Raw genomic sequence first — 20,947 nt, 5'->3', positions numbered from 1 at the left:
TCATCGCTTCATAAAAAACCCACCTCTTGGTGGGTTTTTTATTGCCTCGGATTACCGTACCGCCGAGATCCCGTAGCAGCACGGCTTGCCGGCGGGGGCGGTTGATCAGACAGAGATGTATTGCCTGACACGACGCTCCCGCCGGCAAGCCGTGCTGCTACGGGATCGCGGCGCTCGCTCAGCTCAGCAGAAACTCCGTCACGCGCAAAGTGAACACCTCGCCCAATTCAACATTGGACAGGTGCGCCGCGTAGTAATCCGAGAGCTGGCAACCGGCAATGTGGTTCTGGATGAAGTGCCCATCCGCCACGGTGGTCACCGCATCGTGGCTGCCGCAGATCATAAGCGTCGGCACCGTGATCGTGTGCAACTGCTTGCGGAAATCGGCATCGCGTACCGCCGCGCAACAGGCCGCGTAACCCAGGGGTGAAGTCGAGGCCAGTACATCGGTCACCGGCGTGACCTTGTCGGCGTGGTCCCGTGCGAAGTCCGGGGTGAACCAGCGTCCCACGGCACCGGCGCCCAGTTCCTTCATTGCCTGTTCGCCGCCCTCCTCCACCATCTTGATGCGCGGATCCCACATTTCCGGACCGCCGATCTTGGCTGCGGTGTTGCACAGGATCAGTTTGTGCAGGCGGTCATTGGCGTGAATACCCAGCCACTGGCCGATCAGGCCGCCCATGGACAACCCGCAGAAATGCGCCTGCTTGATCTTCAGCGCATCGAGCAGCGCCAGCACATCGCGCCCCAGTTGCTCGATGGTGTACGGCCCTTGGGTCACGAGGGATTTGCCATGGCCGCGGGTGTCGTAACGCACCACCCGGAACGACTTGCTCAACGCCGGAACCTGCGCGTCCCACATGTGCAGGTCGGTCCCCAGCGAGTTGGACATCACCAGCACCGGCGCATTGGCTGGGCCGTCGATCTGGTAATGCATTTCACCGTCTTCAAGTTGTACGAATGCCATAGCAGCTCCCTTTTATGTCGAGCACTTTGCGAGAAAGTCATTGAAGAGTATGGATGACGCGCGCCCGATCAAAGGCGCGCGCGGTTGAATCAGTGATCTTCGTGGAGATATTCGGGTTTCTTCGGCAGACGCAGGCTGAAGAGGAAGGCGATCGCCATCATGGCGGTCACGTACCAGTAGAAGGTGTTTTCCGAGCCCATGTTCTTGAAGCTCAGGGCCACGAATTCCGCCGAGCCGCCGAAGATGGCGTTGGCCACGGCGTACGCCAGGCCCACGCCCAGCGCGCGGACATGCACCGGGAACATCTCGGCCTTCACCAGGCCACTGATCGAGGTGTAGAAGCTGACGATGGCCAGCGCCAGGGTGATCAGCACGAAGGCCAGAACCGGGCTGGTGGTGGTTTTCAATGTCATCAGGATCGGCACCGTGCAAATTGTGCCCAGGCCTGCGAACCACAGCATCGAGGCACGACGCCCGATCTTGTCGGCCAGCGCGCCGAACACCGGCTGCATGCACATGTACAGGAACAGCGCCCCGGTCATGATGTAGCTGGCGGTCTTGGCGTCCATGTGCACGGTGTTCACCAGGTATTTCTGCATGTACGTGGTGAAGGTGTAGAAAATCAGCGAGCCACCGGCGGTGTAACCCAGCACGGTGATGAACGCGCCGGAGTGATTGCGGAACAGCGCGGACATGCTGCCAGCGTCCTTGTCCTTGCGCACTTCGGCGGTGGTGGTTTCCTTCAGCGAGCGACGCAGCAGCAGCGAGATCACGGCGGCGATGGCACCCACCACGAACGGAATCCGCCAGCCGTAGGCCTTGAGTTCGTCAGCGCTGAGAAATTGCTGCAGGATCACGACCGTCAGCACGGCGAGCAGTTGGCCGCCGATCAGGGTCACGTACTGGAAGGAGGCGAAGAAACCGCGCTGTCCGCGCAGGGCCACCTCACTCATGTAAGTGGCCGTGGTGCCGTATTCGCCACCCACCGACAAGCCCTGGAACAGACGCGCCACCAGCAGCAGGAATGGCGCCCAGGCACCGATCGAGGCGTAGGTGGGCAGGCAGGCGATCACCAGCGAGCCTGCGCACATCATCAGGACCGAGATCATCATCGAGTTCTTGCGGCCATGTTTGTCGGCCACGCGGCCAAACAGCCAGCCACCGATAGGACGCATCAGGAAGCCCGCAGCGAACACGCCTGCGGTGTTGAGCAGTTGCACGGTCGGGTCGTCGGACGGGAAGAAAGCCGGTGCGAAATAGATGGCGCAGAAGGCGTAGACGTAGAAGTCGAACCATTCCACGAGGTTGCCCGAAGAGGCACCCACAATCGCAAAGATCCGTTTGCTCCTTTCTTCTCCGGTGTAGTGAGTCGTTGTCATTATTGTTTCCCCATATTTTTTAAAGGCCAGTCAGTCTACGACATAACCTGTAACACTAAGACTTAAGCAGTAACACTTCGACATCACAAGGACAACCGCCCAAGCCCTCGGGTTGCCTTTTCGTGGAGGCAACCTGATGGGCTCGGGTGGTTGATCGCGTTGTGTGGCGTTTATCTTTCTATTGCCAGGGCCAGGCCCTGTCCTACGCCGACGCACATGGTGGCAAGTCCCTTGCTGCCGCCGGTTTTTTCCAATTGATGCAACGCCGTCAGCACCAGGCGCGCCCCGCTCATCCCCAGAGGATGGCCAAGGGAAATGGCGCCGCCGTTCGGGTTGACCTTGGGTGAATCGTCCGCCAGACCCAGCTCGCGCATCACCGCCAGGCCCTGGCTTGCGAAGGCTTCGTTGAGTTCGATGACGTCGAAGTCCGACACCGCCAGGCCCAGGCGCTCGACGAGCTTGCGCACCGCAGGCACAGGGCCCACGCCCATCACCCGAGGTTCGACACCGGCGCTGGCCATGCCCAGTACGCGAGCGCGCGGGGTCAGGCCGTGTTTCTTGACGGCTTCGGCGGAGGCCAGAATCAGCGCCACCGCGCCATCGTTCAGGCCCGCTGCGTTGCCTGCCGTGACCGTCTTGCCAGGGCCGTTGACCGGTTTGAGCTTGCTCAGCGCTTCCATGTTGGTGTCGGCGCGTGGGTGCTCGTCCTTGTCGACGATGGTTTCGCCCTTCTTGTGGGCGATGCGCACCGGCACGATTTCTTCAGCGAAAAAGCCGCTGGCCTGGGCTGCTGCGGTGCGCTGCTGGCTGCGCAGGGCAAAGGCGTCCTGGTCTTCGCGGGACACCTTGAAATCTTCGGCAACGTTGTCGCCGGTCTGCGGCATGGTTTCCACGCCATACTGGTCTTTCATCTGCGGGTTGACGAAACGCCAGCCCAAGGTGGTGTCTTCCAGTTTCTGGCCACGGCCAAAGGCGGCGTCGGCCTTGCCCATCACGAACGGCGCACGGGACATGGACTCCACGCCGCCGGCGATCGCCAGCTCCATCTCGCCGCTGGCAATTGCACGGAACGCACTGCCCACGGCATCGAGGCCAGAGGCGCACAGGCGGTTCAGGGTCACGCCCGGTACGGTGTACGGCAGGCCCGCCAGCAGTGCAGCCATGCGCGCCACGTTGCGGTTGTCTTCGCCGGCCTGGTTGGCGCAGCCGAGGAACACCTCGTCCACCTCGTTCCAGTTCACCGATGGATTGCGCTCCATCAGGGCCTTGATCGGCAGCGCGGCCAGATCGTCAGCACGAACGGTGGCCAACGCGCCGCCAAACCGGCCAATCGGAGTGCGGATTGCATCGCAGATAAAAACGTCACGCATCATGTTTCTCCCATTACCTGACCATGTCTGGCAACGGCACACGCTTGCATCGCCAGGATGTGATGGAGGTTATGCCTGAGCGCACAGCGGGACAATCCGATAATCGACTAAGCGTTCGATAACCGAACAGATCCTGTGAGCGTCTCATCCCGTAGCAGTCCTGCTGCCGGCGATGGCGGTTTCAAGATCGCCCCCGCCGGCAAGCCGTGCTGCTACGGTGCGCGGTCAGCCCTGGATATACAGAACGCCACAGCTCCCGTAGCAGCCGGGCTTGCCCGCGGGAGCAATCTCAAGAACGCCGCCGCCCCCAAGCGAACTCAGGTAAACAACTGCGCACTCAAATCCCGGCTGGCATCAAGCATGATCGGCAAGAACTTCTGCTCCAGTTCACTGCGCGCCACTCGCCCGGCGCTGGTGCTCACGTTCAACGCCGCCAACACCTGGCCCGAGGCGTCATACACCGGCACGGCAATCGAGCGCAGGCCCTGTTCCAGTTCCTGATCGACGATGCACCAACCCTGCTGGCGAACCTGCTGCAGGCATTCGAGCAAGGCCTCGGGCGTGCACAGGGTGCGGCTCGTCTTGGGCTGAAGGTCAGCGTGATCCAGATACTCATGCAATGACACATCGTCCAGCGCTGCCAGCAGAATCCGGCCCATCGAGGTGCAATACGCCGGAAGGCGCCCACCCACGGCCAGATCCACCGAAATCAGCCGCTGGGTAGTCGCAGAACGGGCTATATAAAGAATGTCGTCCCCTTCGAGCGTGGCCATGTTGCAGGCCTCGTGCAGTTGATTGCTCATCCGGTCCAGGTAGGGCTGGGACGAAACAGCCAACGGTGTCGACGAGAGATACGCATGGCCCAGGGTCAACACCTTGGGCAACAACGAATAGGTACGTCCGTCAGTGGTGGCGTAACCGAGTTTGATCAGCGTATGCAGGCAACGTCTGACCGCCGCGCGGGGAATTTCGGTGCGATGGCTGATCTGCGCGATGGTCAGGTGACGCTTGCGCTCCTGAAACGCATGAATGACCGCCAGCCCACGGGCCAGCGACGTCATGAAATCAGGATCACCGGTGAGGGCGGCAATGCGTTTGGCAGGTGATGCGACGATGGGCGGAGCCAGCGAGGCGAATGAATTACGCAGTTGATCGTTCATCTTGACACCGTTCGTCGCAGCCACGCAGGCCATCTATAGCGCCACTCTCGCCTCTTTTTCGAACGACGGCAAGGGGGATTTGGGCGATTATCGAACGACTGGCCGATAATCGCAATTGACCCGCTGCGCTGTTGCTTATACCTTTCACACGCCACTGTGTGGCTTCTTGGAAATACTGGTCAGGTACCCACTGAGAAGTCCCAGGCAACGGCCTTGCTAACCGCAAGGCCGTTTTTGTCTCCACGCCCTTCATCAACAATGTCATTTGTAGACATTCAGATACATTCCGCCGATCCCCCGATGCGTAACTCCATGGAATTACGCCGCCAGTTTTTTGTCTCAGGCATTCTGCAACAGAGATAACAAACTTCTGTCACGACATCCACTGCTACAAACTTCGGACGCTTCGTACAAGAAATCGGATTTAATCCTCATTAATTCAATTACGGCTTTGCACAGAGTTGACTCAAGCGTTCTTCTTGGAGATAGTACTCGTCAATTGACATGCTATTACGCCATGGCGCGGGCTTCCCAGACCAACAAGGCCTGGATCCAATCCACGCAACGCGTGCACTACCCGAGTGCATTGCCCGGCGATAGACAGGCCGCAAGCCTGGTCAATACGCCAGTACTCTGGCAAACCGGATCAAAGTGAATGTAGCTACGACAGCTTTGTCGTTCTGGTGTACGTAGCCGCTTGTGACAGAAGTGTTCAATACTGTTGCCCAAGACTCGTCGCGTTGGTTGTTTGCCAGTCGACTTGCCGATGGCCTTCAGTACTTCCCGCCACTGCGTTATCGCCAGAATCAAACTCGACACCATCAGGTAACAACGTGACCAAAGATGAACTGCGCGCAGAATTAGAGCGCCAGGAACAACGTTACAAGGAAGTCTACGGCGGTGAGGTAACCACCTACGCCGCTCAGCCCGAGCCTGAACGCAAGCCATGGCGCAAACGTGCCAGCCTGCTCGACCAGGCGTTCAAGCAAGAACTGCAGAAAATGGAAAACGAGCTCAAAGAAGAGCCGTGAATCTTCCAGGCTGCACAAGGCTTCAAGCAGGACGACCATCACGCCCTGCCTGCACCCGACCCGGTTTCAGCTAAGGTTGAAGCATGCCTTTTGCTTCCCGACAGGAAGTCAATGGGGTGGCCGGACAGAAATTTCGTTGCAGATCGCTACCAATTGGCGGCTTGCCTATCGATTAGTTTTTTTTCTGTCATAATCCCGCCCCCTTAATACCGGGTCAGAAAACCTTCCATGATCGATTTATTCAGCGGACTGGATGCCTGGGTGATTGTGAGCCTGCTGCTCGCCCTGGCTTTCGTCCTCACCTTCGAGTTCATCAACGGCTTTCATGACACCGCCAACGCGGTGGCGACAGTCATTTACACCAAGGCCATGCCGCCCCACCTGGCGGTGTTTTTCTCTGGTGTGTTCAACTTCCTCGGGGTGCTGCTCGGGGGCGTCGGCGTGGCTTATGCCATCGTTCACCTGTTGCCGGTCGAGTTGCTGATCAACGTCAACACCGGTCACGGTCTGGCGATGGTGTTCTCGTTGCTGGCTGCGGCGATCACCTGGAATCTGGGTACCTGGTACTTCGGCATTCCGGCGTCGAGCTCCCACACGCTGATCGGCTCGATCCTGGGCGTGGGCCTGGCCAACGCACTGATCAATCACATTCCGCTGGCCGATGGCGTGAACTGGCAGAAGGCGATCGATATCGGTGCCTCGCTGGTGTTCTCGCCGCTGATGGGCTTTATCGTCGCGGCCCTGGTGCTCATCGGCCTGAAGGCCTGGCGCCCGCTGTCCAAGATGCACAAGACCCCGGAACAGCGCCGCACCATCGACGACAAGAAGCACCCGCCATTCTGGAATCGCCTGGTATTGGTGATCTCGGCCATGGCTGTCAGCTTCGTGCACGGCTCCAACGACGGTCAGAAAGGCATCGGCCTGATCATGCTGGTGTTGATCGGTATCGTGCCGGCGCAGTTCGTACTCGACCTGAGCACCACCACCTACCAGATCGAGCGCACCCGCGACGCGACCCTGCACCTCTCCCAGTTCTATCAGCGCAACAATGCGACGCTGGGCGAATACCTGGCGCTGGGCAAGTCGAAAACCGGGGACCTGCCCGAGCGTTTCAGTTGCAACCCGGAGCAGACCGAGCCGACCATCGACGCGCTTCTCAACACCCTCAAGGGCGTGACCGACTACCACAGCCTGGCACCGGAGCACCGCATCGAAGTGCGCCGCTACCTGCTGTGCCTGGATGACACCGCACGCAAGGTCAGCAAGCTGCCATCGCTGGACGCGCGGGAAAAATCCGATCTTGAGAAGCTGCGCAAGGACCTGACGACCACCACCGAATACGCACCGTTCTGGGTAATCCTGGCGGTCGCTCTGGCGCTGGGTATCGGCACCATGGTCGGGTGGAAACGTGTGGTGCTGACCATCGGTGAGAAGATCGGCAAGCAGGGCATGACCTACGCCCAGGGCATGTCGGCGCAGATCACCACCGCCAGCGCCATCGCCCTGGCCAACGTGTTCGCGTTGCCGGTTTCGACCACCCACATCCTGTCTTCGGGTGTGGCCGGGACCATGGTCGCCAACAAGAGCGGCCTGCAAGGCGGCACCGTGCGCAACATCCTGCTGGCGTGGGTATTGACGCTGCCAGCCACCGTCGCGTTGTCGGCCGGCCTGTTCTGGCTGGCGTCCAAGGCACTGGCCTGATTCATACGTAGCAGCACGGCTTGCCGGCGGGGGCGTCCTCAAGATCGCCCCCGCCGGCAAGCCGCGCTTCTACTAGCTTTAGCGCCGCTTCTTGCTCCCGCCCAACAACGATCCCATCAAGCCCCGCACCAACTCCCGGCCAATCTGACTGGCCGCCTGGCGCATGGCGCTCTTGACCGCCTGCCCCGCCAATCCGCCGAGAAACCCGCCCGCCATATCTGCAAATCCACCCTCGGACTTTTGCTCCGCAGCCGGTGCCGCCTGGGCCTCTGGTACCTTGCGCGCCAGCAACATCTCGTAGGCCGATTCACGATCGACCGGTTTGTCGTAATGCCCGGCCAGTGGCGATTGCGCGATCAACGCTGCCCGCTCGGCCTCGCTCAACGGCCCGATACGCGATTGCGGCGGCGCCACCAGCACGCGCCTGACCATCTCCGGCGTCCCCTTTTCCTGCAACGTCCCCACCAACGCCTCGCCGATCCCCAGCTCGGTGAGCACCGCCAGCGCATCGAATTCAGGATTGGGACGAAAGCCATCCGCCACGGCCTTCAGGGATTTCTGCTCCTTGCTGGTGAAGGCCCGCAGCCCGTGCTGAATCCGCAACCCCAGTTGCGCCAGGATGTTGTCCGGCAAATCCCCGGGAGACTGGGTCACGAAATACACCCCCACACCCTTGGAGCGAATCAACCGAACCACCTGTTCAAGACGATCCTGCAAGGCCTTGGGCGTGTCGGCGAACAACAGATGCGCCTCATCGAAGAACAACGCCAGCAGCGGTTTGTCGGCATCTCCGCGTTCTGGCAGTTGCTCGAACAACTCGGCCAGCAGCCACAACAGAAAGGTCGCGTAGACCTTGGGCGCCTCATGCACCAGGCGACTGGCGTCGAGCAGATGAATGCGCCCTCGCCCATCGCTGGCCGGTTGCAGGATGTCTTCGAGTTGCAACGCCGGCTCGCCAAACAAGGCTTCAGCGCCCTGCTGCTCCAGCACTGCAAGCCTGCGCAGCAGCGCCTGGCTGGAGCCGGTGGTCATCAAGGCGCTGTCTTCACCCAGTACCTGCGGGTTGTCGCGCAGGTAGTTGAGCAGCGCCTTGAGGTCCTTGATGTCCAGCAACAACAGCCCTTCGCGGTCAGCGACCTTGAACGCAGCATACAGCGCAGACTGCTGGCTGTCGGTCAGTTCGAGCAGGGATCCCAGCAGCAATGGCCCCATTTCCGACAGCGTCGTGCGCAACGGATGACCGGACTGGCCATGCACATCCCACAGCGTGACCGGATAAGCCTGGGGCTTGTGATTGAGCCATGGCATCCCGGCGATCCGCTCGGCGATCTTGCCCTGTGGATTGCCCGCCGCACCCAGCCCGCACAGATCGCCTTTGATGTCTGCAGCGAACACCGCTACACCGGCATCGCTGAATACTTCTGCCAGACGCTGCAGGGTCACGGTTTTTCCGGTCCCGGTCGCGCCCGCCACCAGTCCGTGGCGGTTGGCCAGACGCATGGCCTGCCCGACCGGCTGGCCGTCGAGGCTGGCGCCGATGAGTATCTGTAGAGAATCCGGCATGTGGTCACCCGCTGGTCGTGTCTGTCGAAAAATGGCCGTCGGCGACCCACCTCGACAGCCGGCGACGGTTTCTTCACTCTAGTTCAACCCGCGAAATGACCACTACAATGGCGCTCGACCCAACGAGGCTTGCCGAACATCCCTCCCTGCGGACGGTCCACACAGGACGCAAAACAAAAAGGTGCCCATCGTGCATACCCCAGAACGGCCCGCCCGGTCCGCCCCCTTGAGCCATGATTCCGGGCCCGCCGCGTGAAGCGACTCGTATGGCTGGCTGTCATTCTCATCCTGGCCCTGTCGATCCCCTTCTTCATGGGCGGCCTCGACATGTTTCATCGCCTGCGCAACTTTCCGCTGCTGCTGTTGCTGGGAATGTTCGCCATGGTGCTGGTGGGCTGGTGCATGAACACCATGCGCCTGCGTCTGCTGCTGGGAGACAGTGCCCAGGGCATCGGCATGCGCAAGAGCCTGGCAGTGGTCATGGCCACCGAGTTCGCCTACTGCGCGACGCCCGGAGGCAGCGGTGCACCACTGACGCTGGTGGCGCTGCTGTCACGTTGCGGCATCGGCCCGGCCAAGAGCACGGCGGCTTTTGCCACCGACCAGCTCAATGACCTGCTGTTCTTCCTGCTGGCCCTGATCGGCATCCTGATCTACGCGGTATTCCACAAGCTCAGTGAAAACCTGGAATGGATGCTCATCGCCAGCGCCTTGCTGATCGGCGCGGGGTTGTGCGCCTGTGCAGGGTTCGCCCGTTATCACCGACGCATCATCCTGTTCAACGGAAAGCTGCTAAAGGCCCTCAAGCGCAAGAACAGCACCCGCATCCGCTGGGCGCGCAAGCTGCTGCATTTTCGTGACGCCCTGGCCGAAACCTGGAAGATGCCCCACCGGATCCTGTTCAAGGTATTCGTACTCACGTGCATCCACTGGAGCCTGCGCTACAGCGTGATGTACCTGGCGTTGCTGGGGTTGGGCGTGGATATCGACTGGGCGTGGACGTTTCTGGTGCAGATGCTGTCGCTCAGTGCCGGTCAATTCAGCCTGTCGCCGGGGGGCGCAGGTGCAGCAGAACTGACCTCGGCCGCGCTGCTGGCGCCCATGGTCGGGAAATCGACGGCGGCGGCTGCAATCCTGATCTGGCGCATCGTCACCTATTACTTCTATCTGGTGGCGGGCGGGCCAGTGTTCCTGCTGATGGTGGGCAGGCCGCTGTTGATGAAGCTACTGCGGATCAAGACTGCCTGAAGGCTCGTCATCGGACTTGGCGTCAGGCTTCAACTGCTCCCACAACTGCGCCGCACCTTCAAAGTCAGTGCCATCCTCAGGCGACAGGGCGTCAGGGTCATAACGGCTAAGGCAGCCTTCGCCCAGGGTGGGCGGTGCCTTGGATGTGGCTTTGTCGAGGGGGTTGGTCATGGTGAAAGACTCCAGAGTGCTGCCTGTAGGAGCGCGCTTGCCCGCAACCGCGTCCATCCTGACACCTATGATGTGTCTGACACGGCCGGTCGCGGGCAAGCGCGCTCCTACAATTGGCGATTAGTCAAACACTACGGTCTTGTTGTCATGCACCAGCACGCGGTCTTCCAGGTGCGCGCGCAGGCCGCGAGCCAGGACCATCTTCTCGACGTCACGACCGAAACGCACCATGTTCTCGATGCTGTCGCGGTGGCTGACACGCACCACGTCCTGCTCGATGATGGGACCTGCGTCCAGCTCTTCGGTGACGTAGTGGCAGGTCGCGCCGATCAGCTTCACGCCGCGCAGCGACGCCTGGTGGTACGGCTTGGCACCGACGAACGACGGCAGGAAGCTGTGGTGGATGTTGATCACCTGATGCGCGTATTCGCGGCACAGTTGCGGCGGCAGGATCTGCATGTAGCGCGCCAGTACCACGACATCGGCTTCATGCTGCTTGACCAGACGCGAGACTTCGGCGAACGCCGGCTCCTTGTCTTTCGGATCGACCGGAACATGGTAGTAAGGGATGTTGTGCCACTCGACCATGCTGCGCAGGTCCTGGTGGTTGGAAATCACGCAGGCGATTTCGCAGTCCAGTTCATCGCTGTGCCAGCGGTGCAACAAGTCCGCCAGGCAATGCGATTCACGGCTGGCCATGAGCACGACGCGCTTTTTCTGATCCGAATCAGTGATGCGCCAATCCATCGAAAACTCTTCGGCGATAGGCGCGAACGCCTCGCGGAATCCCTCGATATCGAACGGCAGGGTATCGGCACGGATTTCATGACGCATGAAAAACCAGCCGCTGAGGTTGTCAGAGTGATGGCTCGCTTCGGTAATCCAGCCGTTGTACGACGCCAGAAAGTTACTGACTTTGGCAACGATGCCGACGCGGTCCGGGCAAGCAATCACCAGACGAAAAGTGCGCATGAGGGGAAACTCCAGAACTTCGCAAAGGCGGCTATTCTAGCGATTACCCGGCGACTGTGCAGTATTTGGGTGAGGATGATTTTGCAGGGCCCGAATCAGGATCCGATCGGCGGTAATGGGTCAGTGTTTTCGAGGCGCGCGCACCTGCCAGGCCGGCCCGCGATAACTGCACTAAACAGAGGCGCTGTTTTGCACCGGGCTGCACAACTCTTGTTTCTTCGAACGACCTTTTTGTACAGCTATTTCAAAATGCGTCAGATAAAACTTATCTTAAATGTTTACTTGGCCTAATACTCTGCCTATTATTGCGTCATTACGACGTGCCCATCACAACATAGGTAGCCCTCATGTCCCTGATCAACGAATACCGCGCAACAGAAGAAGCCATCAAAGAACTGCAAGCCCGCCTGCAAAACCTGCAAGCAGACGACAAACTGCAGAAAGAACTTGAGTTCGAAGGCAAACTGCGCACGCTGATGGGCGAATACCAGAAATCCCTGCGCGACATCATTGCGCTGCTGGATCCAGAATCCAAACTGAAAGCACCACGCGGCTCAGTCGTCAAAACTACCGGCACCAAGCGCGCACGCAAGGTCAAGCAATACAAGAACCCGCACAACGGCGAAATCATCGAAACCAAAGGCGGCAACCACAAGACTCTGAAAGAGTGGAAAGCCAAGTGGGGCGGTGACGAAGTTGAAAGCTGGGCAACCCTGCTGGGCTAATCCCCCGGGTAGTACGCCAGCCGTTGTACAGTGATGTGCGACATGAAAAAACGCCAGCCGATGCTGGCGTTTTTTATGGGTCGGCTTGCGGATTCAATAACGGTCACAACCCCACGCGTTGCTGAAGTTGCAATGCGTAGTCCTGCCACTGGCTCAGCACCTTGAGCTGCTCTGGCGTGGCCTTGAGCGACTGTTCGATCAGGGCGCGGGTAAAGGCTTTGAGCGTGTTCGGCGCCCCGGCCTGCGGATCACTCAGGCGCAACTGGCAAAAGCTCAGCCAGCGCTGATGCTCCTCGACAGTCAGGGTTTCCGAGAAATTGCGTGCCCTGTAGCGGAACAGTAATTCGGGAAGTCGTGGATCATCGAATGGCCACGCCTCTTTGCCCAGTTGTTGCGGCTCGGCAATACGAACCTGTTCACAAAGCCGGCGATCGCGGTCGTTGATAAAACCATCATACAACTGCTGTTCGGGATCCTGGCTGACAGCGAATTCCTCGCTGGCATAAACCGTTTTCAACTTGTCCTGCCAGATTTCCTGACCTTCCCGGAGCGCGATGGTACGCTGCCTGTAGACATCCAGATCCAACTCTAAGCGCAGACGATCTTCCTCGCGCAGCACGCTAAAAGGTGCGACTACCGGGCATTTGTTTATATGCAGTAACTTGAGGGGAACCGGCAATTCGCCTTCGCCCAGGTCCTCGCGCCGGGTATATAAGCGCTGGCGCAAGGTTTCGCCGTCTTGCTCCAACAACGGGCGAGGGTCGTGGAACAGATCGCAGACAATCAGTGCGTTGCGATTGGTCGGGTGCCAGGCCAGCGGGACAACAATGCTCAAATAACTTCGCGCTGCGGAAAACCGCCCCGATATATGCACCAGCGGTTGCAGCAGGCGTATCTGGTCCTGGACCTTGTGCTTGCTGCGCAACTGGAAAAGATAGTCGTAGAGCTTGGGTTGTTTGTCACGAATCAGACGCGCGAGCGAAATAGTTGCCCGCACGTCCGAGAGTGCGTCATGGGCCTGCCCGTGATCGATGCCATTGGCGGCAGTCAGCCGTTCAAGCTTGAGCGTGACGCGGCCCTCTTCCTGCGGCCAGACGATACCTTCCGGGCGCAGGGCATAGGCCGTGCGCACCACATCGATCAGATCCCAGCGGCTGTTGCCGCCCTGCCACTCACGTCCGTATGGATCGAAGAAGTTGCGGTACAAGCTGTAGCGCGTCATCTCGTCATCGAAACGCAGGGTGTTGTAGCCCGCGCCACAGGTGCCCGGCAAGGACAGTTCGGCGTGCACGCGGGTCATGAAATCAGCTTCGCACAACCCTTTCTCGGCCAGCCTGTCCGGGGTGATGCCGGTCACCAGGCACGCGGCAGGATGCGGCAGGATGTCATCGCTGGGCTGGCAATAGAGATTGACCGGCTCGCCGATCTCGTTGAGCTGATCGTCGGTGCGAATGCCTGCCACCTGCAGCGGCCGGTCATTGCGCGGATTGATCCCTGTGGTTTCGTAGTCGTACCAGAAGATGCTGGAAGTCACGGGTGGATCCTGAACAGATGATCGGCGCAGTTTAACAGATGAACCCTCATCGCCTGACCGCCCGAGGCCGGGTCTGACAATTAGAGACGTTTCCCACAGCTCTGCGATGAAACCTCCGGTTGCTTAGCACTGCCGCGCTGGCTAGCATCAAACTTTATTTCCAGGCGTACCCTTCCCCACAATGTCCTCCTCGCAAGCTTGGCCAAGGATCGCTGCGCAGCCTGCCCCGCTGGACACCCGCATCCGCATGGAAACCCCGGAGGGCATCGACCTGGTCCTGCGCCCGGCCGGCCTGCTGTCCCGGTCGCTGGCTTTCTCATTCGACCTGCTGATACGCGGCGCGTTGCTCACAGCCCTGTTCCTGGTACTTGGCGCCCTCGGGGATTTCGGCACCGGCCTGTTCATGCTGGCGCTGTTCCTGGCCAACTGGGGGTACATGGTGCTGTTCGAAGTGCTGAATCAGGGCCGCACGCCTGGCAAACAGATGATGGGCCTGCGCGTGGTCCACGACGACGGCACGCCGGTCGGCTGGTCAGCTTCGCTATTGCGCAACCTGCTGCGCTTCGTCGACATGCTGCCGGTCGGCTACTGCCTGGGGGCGTTCACCTGCCTGCAGCATCCCCGGTTCAAACGCCTGGGCGATCTGGCGGCGGGCACCCTGGTGATCTACCGCGATGCCCCCGCGCAACGGCCCGTCCTGCCCGAGGCGGCACCGATCCTCGTGCCTCTGGTGCTGACGCTTGAGGAACAGCGCGCCGTGCTGGAGTTCGCCGAGCGCCAGCAAGCGCTCTCACCCGCTCGCGCCCAGGAACTGGCTTCGATTCTGGCGGTGCCGTTGCAGATGCCCTCACCCGCGTCCCCGGCTCAGGCCGTCGATCATCTGAACGGCGTGGCCCGTGGTCTGGCGGGTTCGCCATGAAACAGAGCCAGTTCGAACAACGTCATCAGGAGAGCTGGACGCACTTCGGTGAGCGCCTGGAAGCACTCGAACGCAGCCGGGGCAGGAGCCAGGCCGGGGACGGTTTCACCGAACACTACCGGCAAGTCTGCCAGCACCTGGCACTGGCGCAGGAGCGCGGCTACAGCACGCACCTGGTCGAGCCCTTGCAACAACTGGCGATGCGCGGCCACCAGCAGCTTTACCGGCATCGCAGCCAGTTCGGCGCGCAAGTCCTGGGTTTCGTGCTGGCCGACTTTCCACGGCTGGTGCGCGCCGAATGGCGTCTGGTGGCCCTGGCCGGCGGGCTGTTCTTTGGCAGCCTGATCGTCATGGGGCTGCTGGTCCATGCCTTCCCCGACCTGATCTACAGCGTGGTCAGCCCCGCTGACGTGACTGAAATGGAAGCCATGTACGACCCCGCCGCACGGCGTCTGGGCCAGGCGGCAGAGCGAGGGGCCAGCGCCGACTGGCTGATGTTCGGCTACTACATCATGCACAACATCGGCATCGCCTTTCAGACCTTCGCCAGCGGCTTGCTGTTTGGCCTGGGCAGCCTGTTCTTCCTGCTGTTCAACGGGCTGATGATCGGGGCCGTCGCCGGGCACCTCACCCGCGTCGGCTTCGGCGAAACCTTCTGGCCCTTCGTGGTCGGCCACGGTGCATTCGAACTGACCGCCATTGCCCTGGCGGGCGCTGCAGGTCTCAAGCTGGGCTGGGCGCTGCTGGCACCCGGCCCGCTGCGACGGGGCGAAGCCTTGCGGATAGCGGCCAAGACCAGCGTGCGCCTGATCGGCGGCGTGATGCTGTTCCTGCTGACTGCCGCGTTCATCGAGGCGTACTGGTCATCGATGACCTGGCCACACCCCGTCACCAAGTATCTGGTCGGCGCCGCATTGTGGGCCTTGGTGGCCGCCTATCTGACTTTCGCCGGACGCACCGCCCATGCGCCTGACTGAATCCTGCGTCGCCATTCGCCCACGCAATCCCTGGGAAGCGGTCGACCTGGGCGTCGTACTCGCGGGCCGGCATCGGGGTCTGCTGATGAGCAGTTGGGCGATTGTCACGATCCCGGTCTTCGCCTTGCTGACTGCCTTGCTCTGGGATTACCCGACCCTGGCCATCTTGCTGTTCTGGTGGCTCAAGCCCGCTTTCGAACGGCTGCCGTTGCTGATCCTGTCCCAGGCGCTGTTCGGCGAGGCGCCCTCGCTCAGGCAGGCACTCAAGGCATGGCCGCGCGCCCTGAAGCCACAGCTGATCGCCAGCCTGACGTGGCGACGTTTCAGCCTGAGCCGCAGCTTCAATCTGCCGGTTCAGCAACTCGAAGGGCTAGACGGCCTGGCCCGCGCACAGCGGATCGCCCTGCTGGGGGAGAAGAACCTGCGGGTGGCGCGCTGCCTGACCTCCATGGGCAGCTCGCTGGAACTTTCCCTCTGGGTCGGCCTGCTGGTGCTGTTCTATGCGCTGCTTCCCCAGCAGATCGAGCTCGACTGGTCATGGCGCAGCCTGCTGGACATCGAAGGCCGGTGGAACTGGCTCGAACACCTGACCAACGGGTTCTACGCCCTGGTGCTGGTGATCTGGGGCCCTGTCTACGTGTCCTGTGGCTTCGCCCTCTACCTCAATCGGCGCACCACGCTAGAGGGCTGGGACATCGAACTGACGTTCCGTCGCCTGCGCCAGCGCGTCATTGGCAGCGCCTACGTCCTGTTGATCGGCTGCTCCCTGGCATTCGGTTTGGCCTCGCAGCCGGTCATGGCGGATGAACCTCTGGATGAGCAACCCTACAGCTGTCCACTGCCGCCACTGGATTCACCACTGGCCGATGAACAGGTAGCCGGGCCTACCGCTGCCCGCTTGCTGGGCCAGGCACTGAACAGTCAGGACTCGCGAGCCGATATCAAGGCGGTGCTGGACAGCCCGCCCTTCAAGAATCCAAAACCTGTTTCGGGCTGGCGCCTGCCCGAAAAGAAACACGGAGCTAAAACCAGCGACACGCCCAACTGGCTGGCGCAGTTGATCGTGCAATTGCTCAACGTCGGCAAAACCCTGTCGACGGTGTTCGAAGTGTTGCTGTGGACATCGATCGGCGTACTGACGGCGTGGGTGATCTGGCGCTACCGAAGCTGGTTCGCCACCTTCGTCAATCGCACGCCCCGCAGGAAAAAAACACGGCATGACGCCCCCCAGCAACTGTTTGGCCTGCAGGTGAACGCCGAAAGCCTGCCTGATGACATCGCCGCTGCCGCAGACAGGCTCTGGCAGCAGTCACCGCGCGAGGCCCTGAGCCTGTTGTACCGGGGGCTGCTCAACCGGTTGCTGACGGACTACCAACTGCCGCTGAAAAACGCCGATACCGAAGGCCAGGTACTGGAGCGCGTCGCCGCACTGGACCAGCCCTCGCTTCACAGCTACAGCCGGGAGCTCACCCGGCACTGGCAGAATCTCGCCTACGGGCACCAGCTACCGGCTGCTGCGGTGCACAAAGCCCTGTGCGATGACTGGCGGCAGTTGTTCGGAACCGGGGCGCCGACATGAGCAGACGCCTCGGGATGCTAGTCGCAGCGCTGGTTGTGGTGTCTGTTATCGCCGCTGCCGTGCCGTGGCTCAAGAAACTGGAGCACTATCAGGAAACGGTCGATCAGGGGCCGTCTCCGGAAGTGCGAGCCAACCCTTACCTGGCCGCCGAAACCTTCCTGCGCCAGCGGGGGATTTCAGTCAGGACCATCCAGGCGCTGAACACGCTCCCCGATACTGGCGAGCAGGCGCAGACCCTGATGCTGCTCGATACCCGGGAGAAAATGACCCCGGCCGAAGTCAAGCGCGTGCTTAGCTGGACCCGCGCCGGCGGACGGCTGCTGTTCGTCGCCGAGCAACTGTGGGACGAAGAAAAGGGGCGCAGCGGCGATCCGTTGCTCGATCAATTGCAGATTCGCCAGTTCCTCACCCGCGACCTGCGCGAACAGGACAAACGCCGGGAGCGCGAGCAGCTCAAGCCGGTCATCCCCCTGAGCACCCCGGACGTCAAGGCGCCGCCCACGCCCTGGCCGGAACTGACGCGCCTGTATGTGCAGAACGAAAGCGATCCGGCGTACATGAGCTTCGACCCGGCCTTCCATCTGGACGACCCGCAGGATCATGCCCAGTCATGGGCCAACAGCGCAGATGCAACCCACATGCTGCAGATGGTCTACGGCGACGGGCTGATCACCGTGCTGACGGATGCGGACCTGTGGAAAACCCGCGCCATCGGCAAGTACGACAACGCCTGGCTGCTGTGGTACCTGAGCCAGGACAGCGATGTCACGATGTTGCTGCGCACCGATCACGACGATCTTTTCGGCCTGCTCTGGAAGTACTTCCCCCAGGCCCTGCTGGCCCTGGCGCTATGCCTGGGGGCAGGGCTCTGGCATACCGGAATGCGTCAGGGGCCGCTGCAACCCGAGCCTTCCCTGGCCCGTCGCCAGTTGGGCGAGCATTTGCGCGCCAGCGCCGATTTCATGTTGCGCCGCAGAGGCCAACAGGCGTTACTGCGTGCCTTGCAGCAGGACATCCTGCGCCGTGCCCGGCAGCGCCACCCAGGCTTCGACGCACTGCCGGTCACCGAGCAGTGGCAAATGCTGGCGCGCGTGACGCGCCAGCCCACCAGTGACATCGGCCACGCACTGCGCCCGCGCCTTGAAGAGCGCCTTTCCAGCAGCGAATTCACCCGTCAGGTTGCCTACCTGCAAACCCTCAGGAATGCCTTATGAGCGATCAACCGACCAGCCCGTCGAGCAGCGTAGCGAGCCCCGCCGAACACCTCGAGCAGCCCGCCGCCGAGCAACGGGACGCCGAACATCAACCGGCCCCGGCCAGCAATCCGGCGCAGCAGCGGCAACGGGCCATCCACCTGGCCCAGGCCGTGCGCCACGAGCTGCAGAAGGCCGTCATCGGCCAGGACACGGTGATCGATGACGTGCTGACCGCATTGATCGGCGGCGGCCATGTGCTGCTCGAAGGCGTTCCCGGCCTTGGCAAGACACTGCTGGTCCGTGCCCTGGCACGCTGCTTTGGCGGGGATTTCGCCCGCATACAGTTCACCCCGGACCTGATGCCCAGCGATGTCACCGGCCATGCGGTCTACGACATGCAGAGCGAGCAGTTCAAGCTGCGCAAGGGCCCGTTGTTTACTCATCTGTTGCTGGCGGACGAAATCAACCGCGCGCCGGCCAAGACCCAGGCAGCCCTGCTCGAAGCGATGCAGGAACGCCAGGTCACCCTCGAAGGCCGCGCCCTCCCGGTACCGCAGCCGTTCATGGTGCTGGCGACCCAGAACCCCATCGAGCAGGAAGGTACTTATCCGTTGCCCGAGGCCGAGCTTGACCGCTTCATGCTCAAGCTGCGCATGGATTACCCCCAGGCCGAGCAGGAACTGGAAATGGTCCGCCAGGTGACCCGCTCCACCCGCTCGGACATGCTCGAGGTGCAGCCTCTGCGCACTCTGATGCACGCCAAGGATGTGCAGGCGCTGCAACGCATCGCCAGCGAGTTGCCGGTGGATGAACAGGTGCTCGACTACGCCGTTCGGCTGGCTCGCGCCACTCGCACCTGGCCGGGCCTGGCCCTCGGCGCAGGGCCGCGCGCCTCCATCGCCCTGGTGCGCGGTGCGCGGGCTCGGGCGCTGCTGCGCGGCGGTGAGTTCGTGATTCCCGATGACATCAAGGGCTGCGCCCTGGCGGTGCTGCGGCATCGAGTCAGGCTGTCGCCGGAACTGGACATCGAAGGCATGTCGGTGGATCAGGTGCTCAAGCAATTGCTCGATCAGGTCCCGGCGCCGCGCCAATGAAGCAACTGCTCAAGCCCTCTCCGCGCCTGCTCTGGTGGCTTGCCAGCCTGACCGGGATCGCCCTCCTGCTGGGGGTTCTCCAGGCGCTGGGGCGTGGACCAGTGGCGAAACTCGATGGCCTGTTCTGGGTGCTGTTCTGGGGGATGGGCGGGCTGGCAGCACTGGACGCCTTCTGGTTGTGGCGCCTGCCCTCCCCTCGCGTCCAGCGGCACCTGCCCGGCAGCCTGGCGTTGGGTCGCTGGAGCGACGTCAGCATCGAGATCGCCCACGATTCACCTCGTGCCCTGCCCCTGACGATGCTTGATCATGGGCCCGTGGGGCCGGGCAACCGATTCGAAGGCCAACACCTGTCCCAGGATGTCGTTCTGCGGGCGCAGCGCAGCGCACGCTTGAGCTATCGTCTGCGCCCCACCAGCCGGGGCCTGTTCACCTTCGAGCGCATCGAGATCCAGCTGCGCAGCCCGTTGCGCCTGTGGCTGTCGCGGCGCTACCTGCCTGCTTCCAGCTCGGCACGGGTCTACCCCGACTTCACCAGGCTACACGGCGGCCAGTTGCAAGGGGTCGACAACTGGCTCAGCCAGATCGGCGTGCGCCAGCGCCAACGTCGGGGCCTGGGCCTGGAGTTCAATCAACTGCGCGAATTTCGCGAGGGTGACAGCCTGCGGCAGATCGACTGGAAGGCCACCGCCCGCCAGCGCACACCGATTGCCCGGGAGTACCAGGACGAGCGGGACCAGCAGATTGTCTTCCTGCTCGATTGCGGGCGCCGGATGCGCAGCCAGGATGGCGAGCTCAGCCATTTCGATCACGCGCTCAATGCCTGCCTGCTGCTGGGCTACGTCGCGCTGCGCCAGGGCGACGCTGTGGGTGTTTCGACCTTTGCCGCCGAGCAGAATCGTCACCTCCCTCCGGTCAAGGGCGCCAGCCAGTTGAACCTGCTGCTCAACCACGTCTACGACCTGGACAGCACCCGCCACCCCGCCGACTACGGCGCGGCGATCCGGCAATTGCTCGCCCGGCAGAAACGGCGCGCGCTGGTGGTGCTGGTCACCAACCTGCGCGATGAGGACGACGATCAGCTGCTCGCTGCAGTCAAGCACCTGAGCCGCCACCATCGCGTATTGATTGCCAGCCTTCGCGAGGAGGTGCTCGACGAACAGCGGCTTGCCCCGGTACAGAGCTGGCAGCAAGCGCTGGATTATTGCGGCACGGTGGATTTCCTCAACGCACGCGCAGGCCTCCATGAGCGCCTGCGTGCTCATGGCATTGCGATACTGGATGTGCGGCCCGGAGAACTCGGGCCGCAGTTGGTCAATCGGTACTTGACTTGGAAAAAAGCCGGCACTCTATAGAGCACCGAT

The 20,947-nt window shown here is 61.8% G+C and carries 18 protein-coding genes; 10 read left to right on the top strand and 8 right to left on the bottom strand.

Annotated elements, in window-relative coordinates:
- Nucleotides 1–178: 178 nt before the first annotated feature.
- The 4 genes from pcaD to pcaR form a co-directional block, all read right to left on the bottom strand.
- Nucleotides 179–967 (bottom strand): 3-oxoadipate enol-lactonase, encoded by a 789-nt coding sequence (pcaD, locus tag NPS29_RS20845; RefSeq protein ID WP_274134793.1) that lies wholly within the window; start codon nucleotides 965–967, stop codon nucleotides 179–181.
- Nucleotides 968–1,056: 89 nt separating this feature from the next.
- Entirely contained in the window at nucleotides 1,057–2,346 is a 1,290-nt protein-coding gene (locus NPS29_RS20840; RefSeq protein ID WP_274134791.1) for an MFS family transporter, read from the bottom strand.
- 170 nt (nucleotides 2,347–2,516) lie between these two features.
- On the bottom strand, nucleotides 2,517–3,719 hold the full coding sequence (gene pcaF, locus NPS29_RS20835) for a 3-oxoadipyl-CoA thiolase (RefSeq protein ID WP_274134788.1): 1,203 nt from the start codon (nucleotides 3,717–3,719) through the stop codon (nucleotides 2,517–2,519).
- Nucleotides 3,720–4,033: 314 nt separating this feature from the next.
- Nucleotides 4,034–4,876, bottom strand: a complete 843-nt coding sequence (pcaR, locus tag NPS29_RS20830; protein ID WP_274134786.1) for a pca regulon transcriptional regulator PcaR — start codon at nucleotides 4,874–4,876, stop codon at nucleotides 4,034–4,036.
- A gap of 833 nt (nucleotides 4,877–5,709) precedes the next feature.
- Here pcaR and NPS29_RS20825 point away from each other — a divergent pair.
- Together NPS29_RS20825 and NPS29_RS20820 are read left to right on the top strand one after the other, a co-directional pair.
- On the top strand, nucleotides 5,710–5,907 hold the full coding sequence (locus NPS29_RS20825) for a hypothetical protein (RefSeq protein WP_274134785.1): 198 nt from the start codon (nucleotides 5,710–5,712) through the stop codon (nucleotides 5,905–5,907).
- Between the two features lie 228 nt (nucleotides 5,908–6,135).
- On the top strand, nucleotides 6,136–7,608 hold the full coding sequence (locus NPS29_RS20820; protein ID WP_274134783.1) for an inorganic phosphate transporter: 1,473 nt from the start codon (nucleotides 6,136–6,138) through the stop codon (nucleotides 7,606–7,608).
- A 78-nt stretch (nucleotides 7,609–7,686) separates the two neighbouring features.
- On the opposite strand, the gene NPS29_RS20815 is transcribed toward NPS29_RS20820, so the two are convergent.
- On the bottom strand, nucleotides 7,687–9,171 hold the full coding sequence (locus tag NPS29_RS20815) for a helicase HerA-like domain-containing protein (protein WP_274134782.1): 1,485 nt from the start codon (nucleotides 9,169–9,171) through the stop codon (nucleotides 7,687–7,689).
- 252 nt (nucleotides 9,172–9,423) lie between these two features.
- On the opposite strand from NPS29_RS20815, the gene NPS29_RS20810 reads away from it, so the two are divergent.
- Nucleotides 9,424–10,419: a lysylphosphatidylglycerol synthase transmembrane domain-containing protein gene (locus tag NPS29_RS20810; RefSeq protein WP_274134780.1), complete on the top strand. Its 996-nt coding sequence runs from the start codon at nucleotides 9,424–9,426 to the stop codon at nucleotides 10,417–10,419.
- On the opposite strand, the gene NPS29_RS20805 is transcribed toward NPS29_RS20810, so the two are convergent.
- Both NPS29_RS20805 and purU read right to left on the bottom strand, forming a co-directional pair.
- Entirely contained in the window at nucleotides 10,396–10,590 is a 195-nt protein-coding gene (locus NPS29_RS20805) for a hypothetical protein (protein WP_274134778.1), read from the bottom strand. The genes NPS29_RS20810 and NPS29_RS20805 overlap by 24 nt on opposite strands.
- A gap of 120 nt (nucleotides 10,591–10,710) precedes the next feature.
- Complete coding sequence (purU, locus tag NPS29_RS20800) at nucleotides 10,711–11,562, bottom strand: formyltetrahydrofolate deformylase (protein ID WP_274134776.1); 852 nt, start codon at nucleotides 11,560–11,562, stop codon at nucleotides 10,711–10,713.
- Between the two features lie 347 nt (nucleotides 11,563–11,909).
- On the opposite strand from purU, the gene mvaT reads away from it, so the two are divergent.
- Complete coding sequence (gene mvaT, locus NPS29_RS20795) at nucleotides 11,910–12,287, top strand: histone-like nucleoid-structuring protein MvaT (protein WP_274134774.1); 378 nt, start codon at nucleotides 11,910–11,912, stop codon at nucleotides 12,285–12,287.
- Between the two features lie 103 nt (nucleotides 12,288–12,390).
- Here the strand turns inward: mvaT and sbcB are convergent, their stop codons facing one another.
- On the bottom strand, nucleotides 12,391–13,821 hold the full coding sequence (sbcB, locus tag NPS29_RS20790; RefSeq protein WP_274134773.1) for an exodeoxyribonuclease I: 1,431 nt from the start codon (nucleotides 13,819–13,821) through the stop codon (nucleotides 12,391–12,393).
- Nucleotides 13,822–14,002: 181 nt separating this feature from the next.
- Between sbcB and NPS29_RS20785 the strand changes: the two genes are divergently transcribed.
- The 6 genes from NPS29_RS20785 to NPS29_RS20760 are packed head-to-tail and all read left to right on the top strand — an operon-like array spanning nucleotide 14,003 to nucleotide 20,938.
- Complete coding sequence (locus NPS29_RS20785) at nucleotides 14,003–14,740, top strand: RDD family protein (RefSeq protein WP_274134772.1); 738 nt, start codon at nucleotides 14,003–14,005, stop codon at nucleotides 14,738–14,740.
- Nucleotides 14,737–15,717: a stage II sporulation protein M gene (locus NPS29_RS20780; protein ID WP_274134771.1), complete on the top strand. Its 981-nt coding sequence runs from the start codon at nucleotides 14,737–14,739 to the stop codon at nucleotides 15,715–15,717. Before NPS29_RS20785 ends, NPS29_RS20780 begins: the two co-directional genes overlap by 4 nt.
- Nucleotides 15,704–17,296: a DUF4129 domain-containing protein gene (locus NPS29_RS20775; protein WP_274134769.1), complete on the top strand. Its 1,593-nt coding sequence runs from the start codon at nucleotides 15,704–15,706 to the stop codon at nucleotides 17,294–17,296. Before NPS29_RS20780 ends, NPS29_RS20775 begins: the two co-directional genes overlap by 14 nt.
- The gene (locus NPS29_RS20770; protein WP_274134766.1) at nucleotides 17,293–18,510 is read left to right on the top strand and encodes a DUF4350 domain-containing protein; all 1,218 of its coding nucleotides are present in this window, start codon (nucleotides 17,293–17,295) and stop codon (nucleotides 18,508–18,510) included. The genes NPS29_RS20775 and NPS29_RS20770 overlap by 4 nt, the downstream gene beginning before the upstream one ends.
- Entirely contained in the window at nucleotides 18,507–19,586 is a 1,080-nt protein-coding gene (locus tag NPS29_RS20765) for an AAA family ATPase (RefSeq protein WP_274134764.1), read from the top strand. The genes NPS29_RS20770 and NPS29_RS20765 overlap by 4 nt, the downstream gene beginning before the upstream one ends.
- A complete protein-coding gene (locus tag NPS29_RS20760) occupies nucleotides 19,583–20,938 on the top strand; it encodes a DUF58 domain-containing protein (RefSeq protein ID WP_274134762.1) in 1,356 nt (451 codons plus the stop codon). Before NPS29_RS20765 ends, NPS29_RS20760 begins: the two co-directional genes overlap by 4 nt.
- Nucleotides 20,939–20,947: the final 9 nt, after the last annotated feature.

The sequence above is a fragment of the Pseudomonas putida genome, assembly GCF_028682175.1.
GTDB classification, from domain to species: Bacteria; Pseudomonadota; Gammaproteobacteria; order Pseudomonadales; family Pseudomonadaceae; genus Aquipseudomonas; species Aquipseudomonas putida_AD.
Note: the sequence above shows the minus strand (reverse complement) of the source record. Positions and strands in the feature narration are given on the sequence as shown.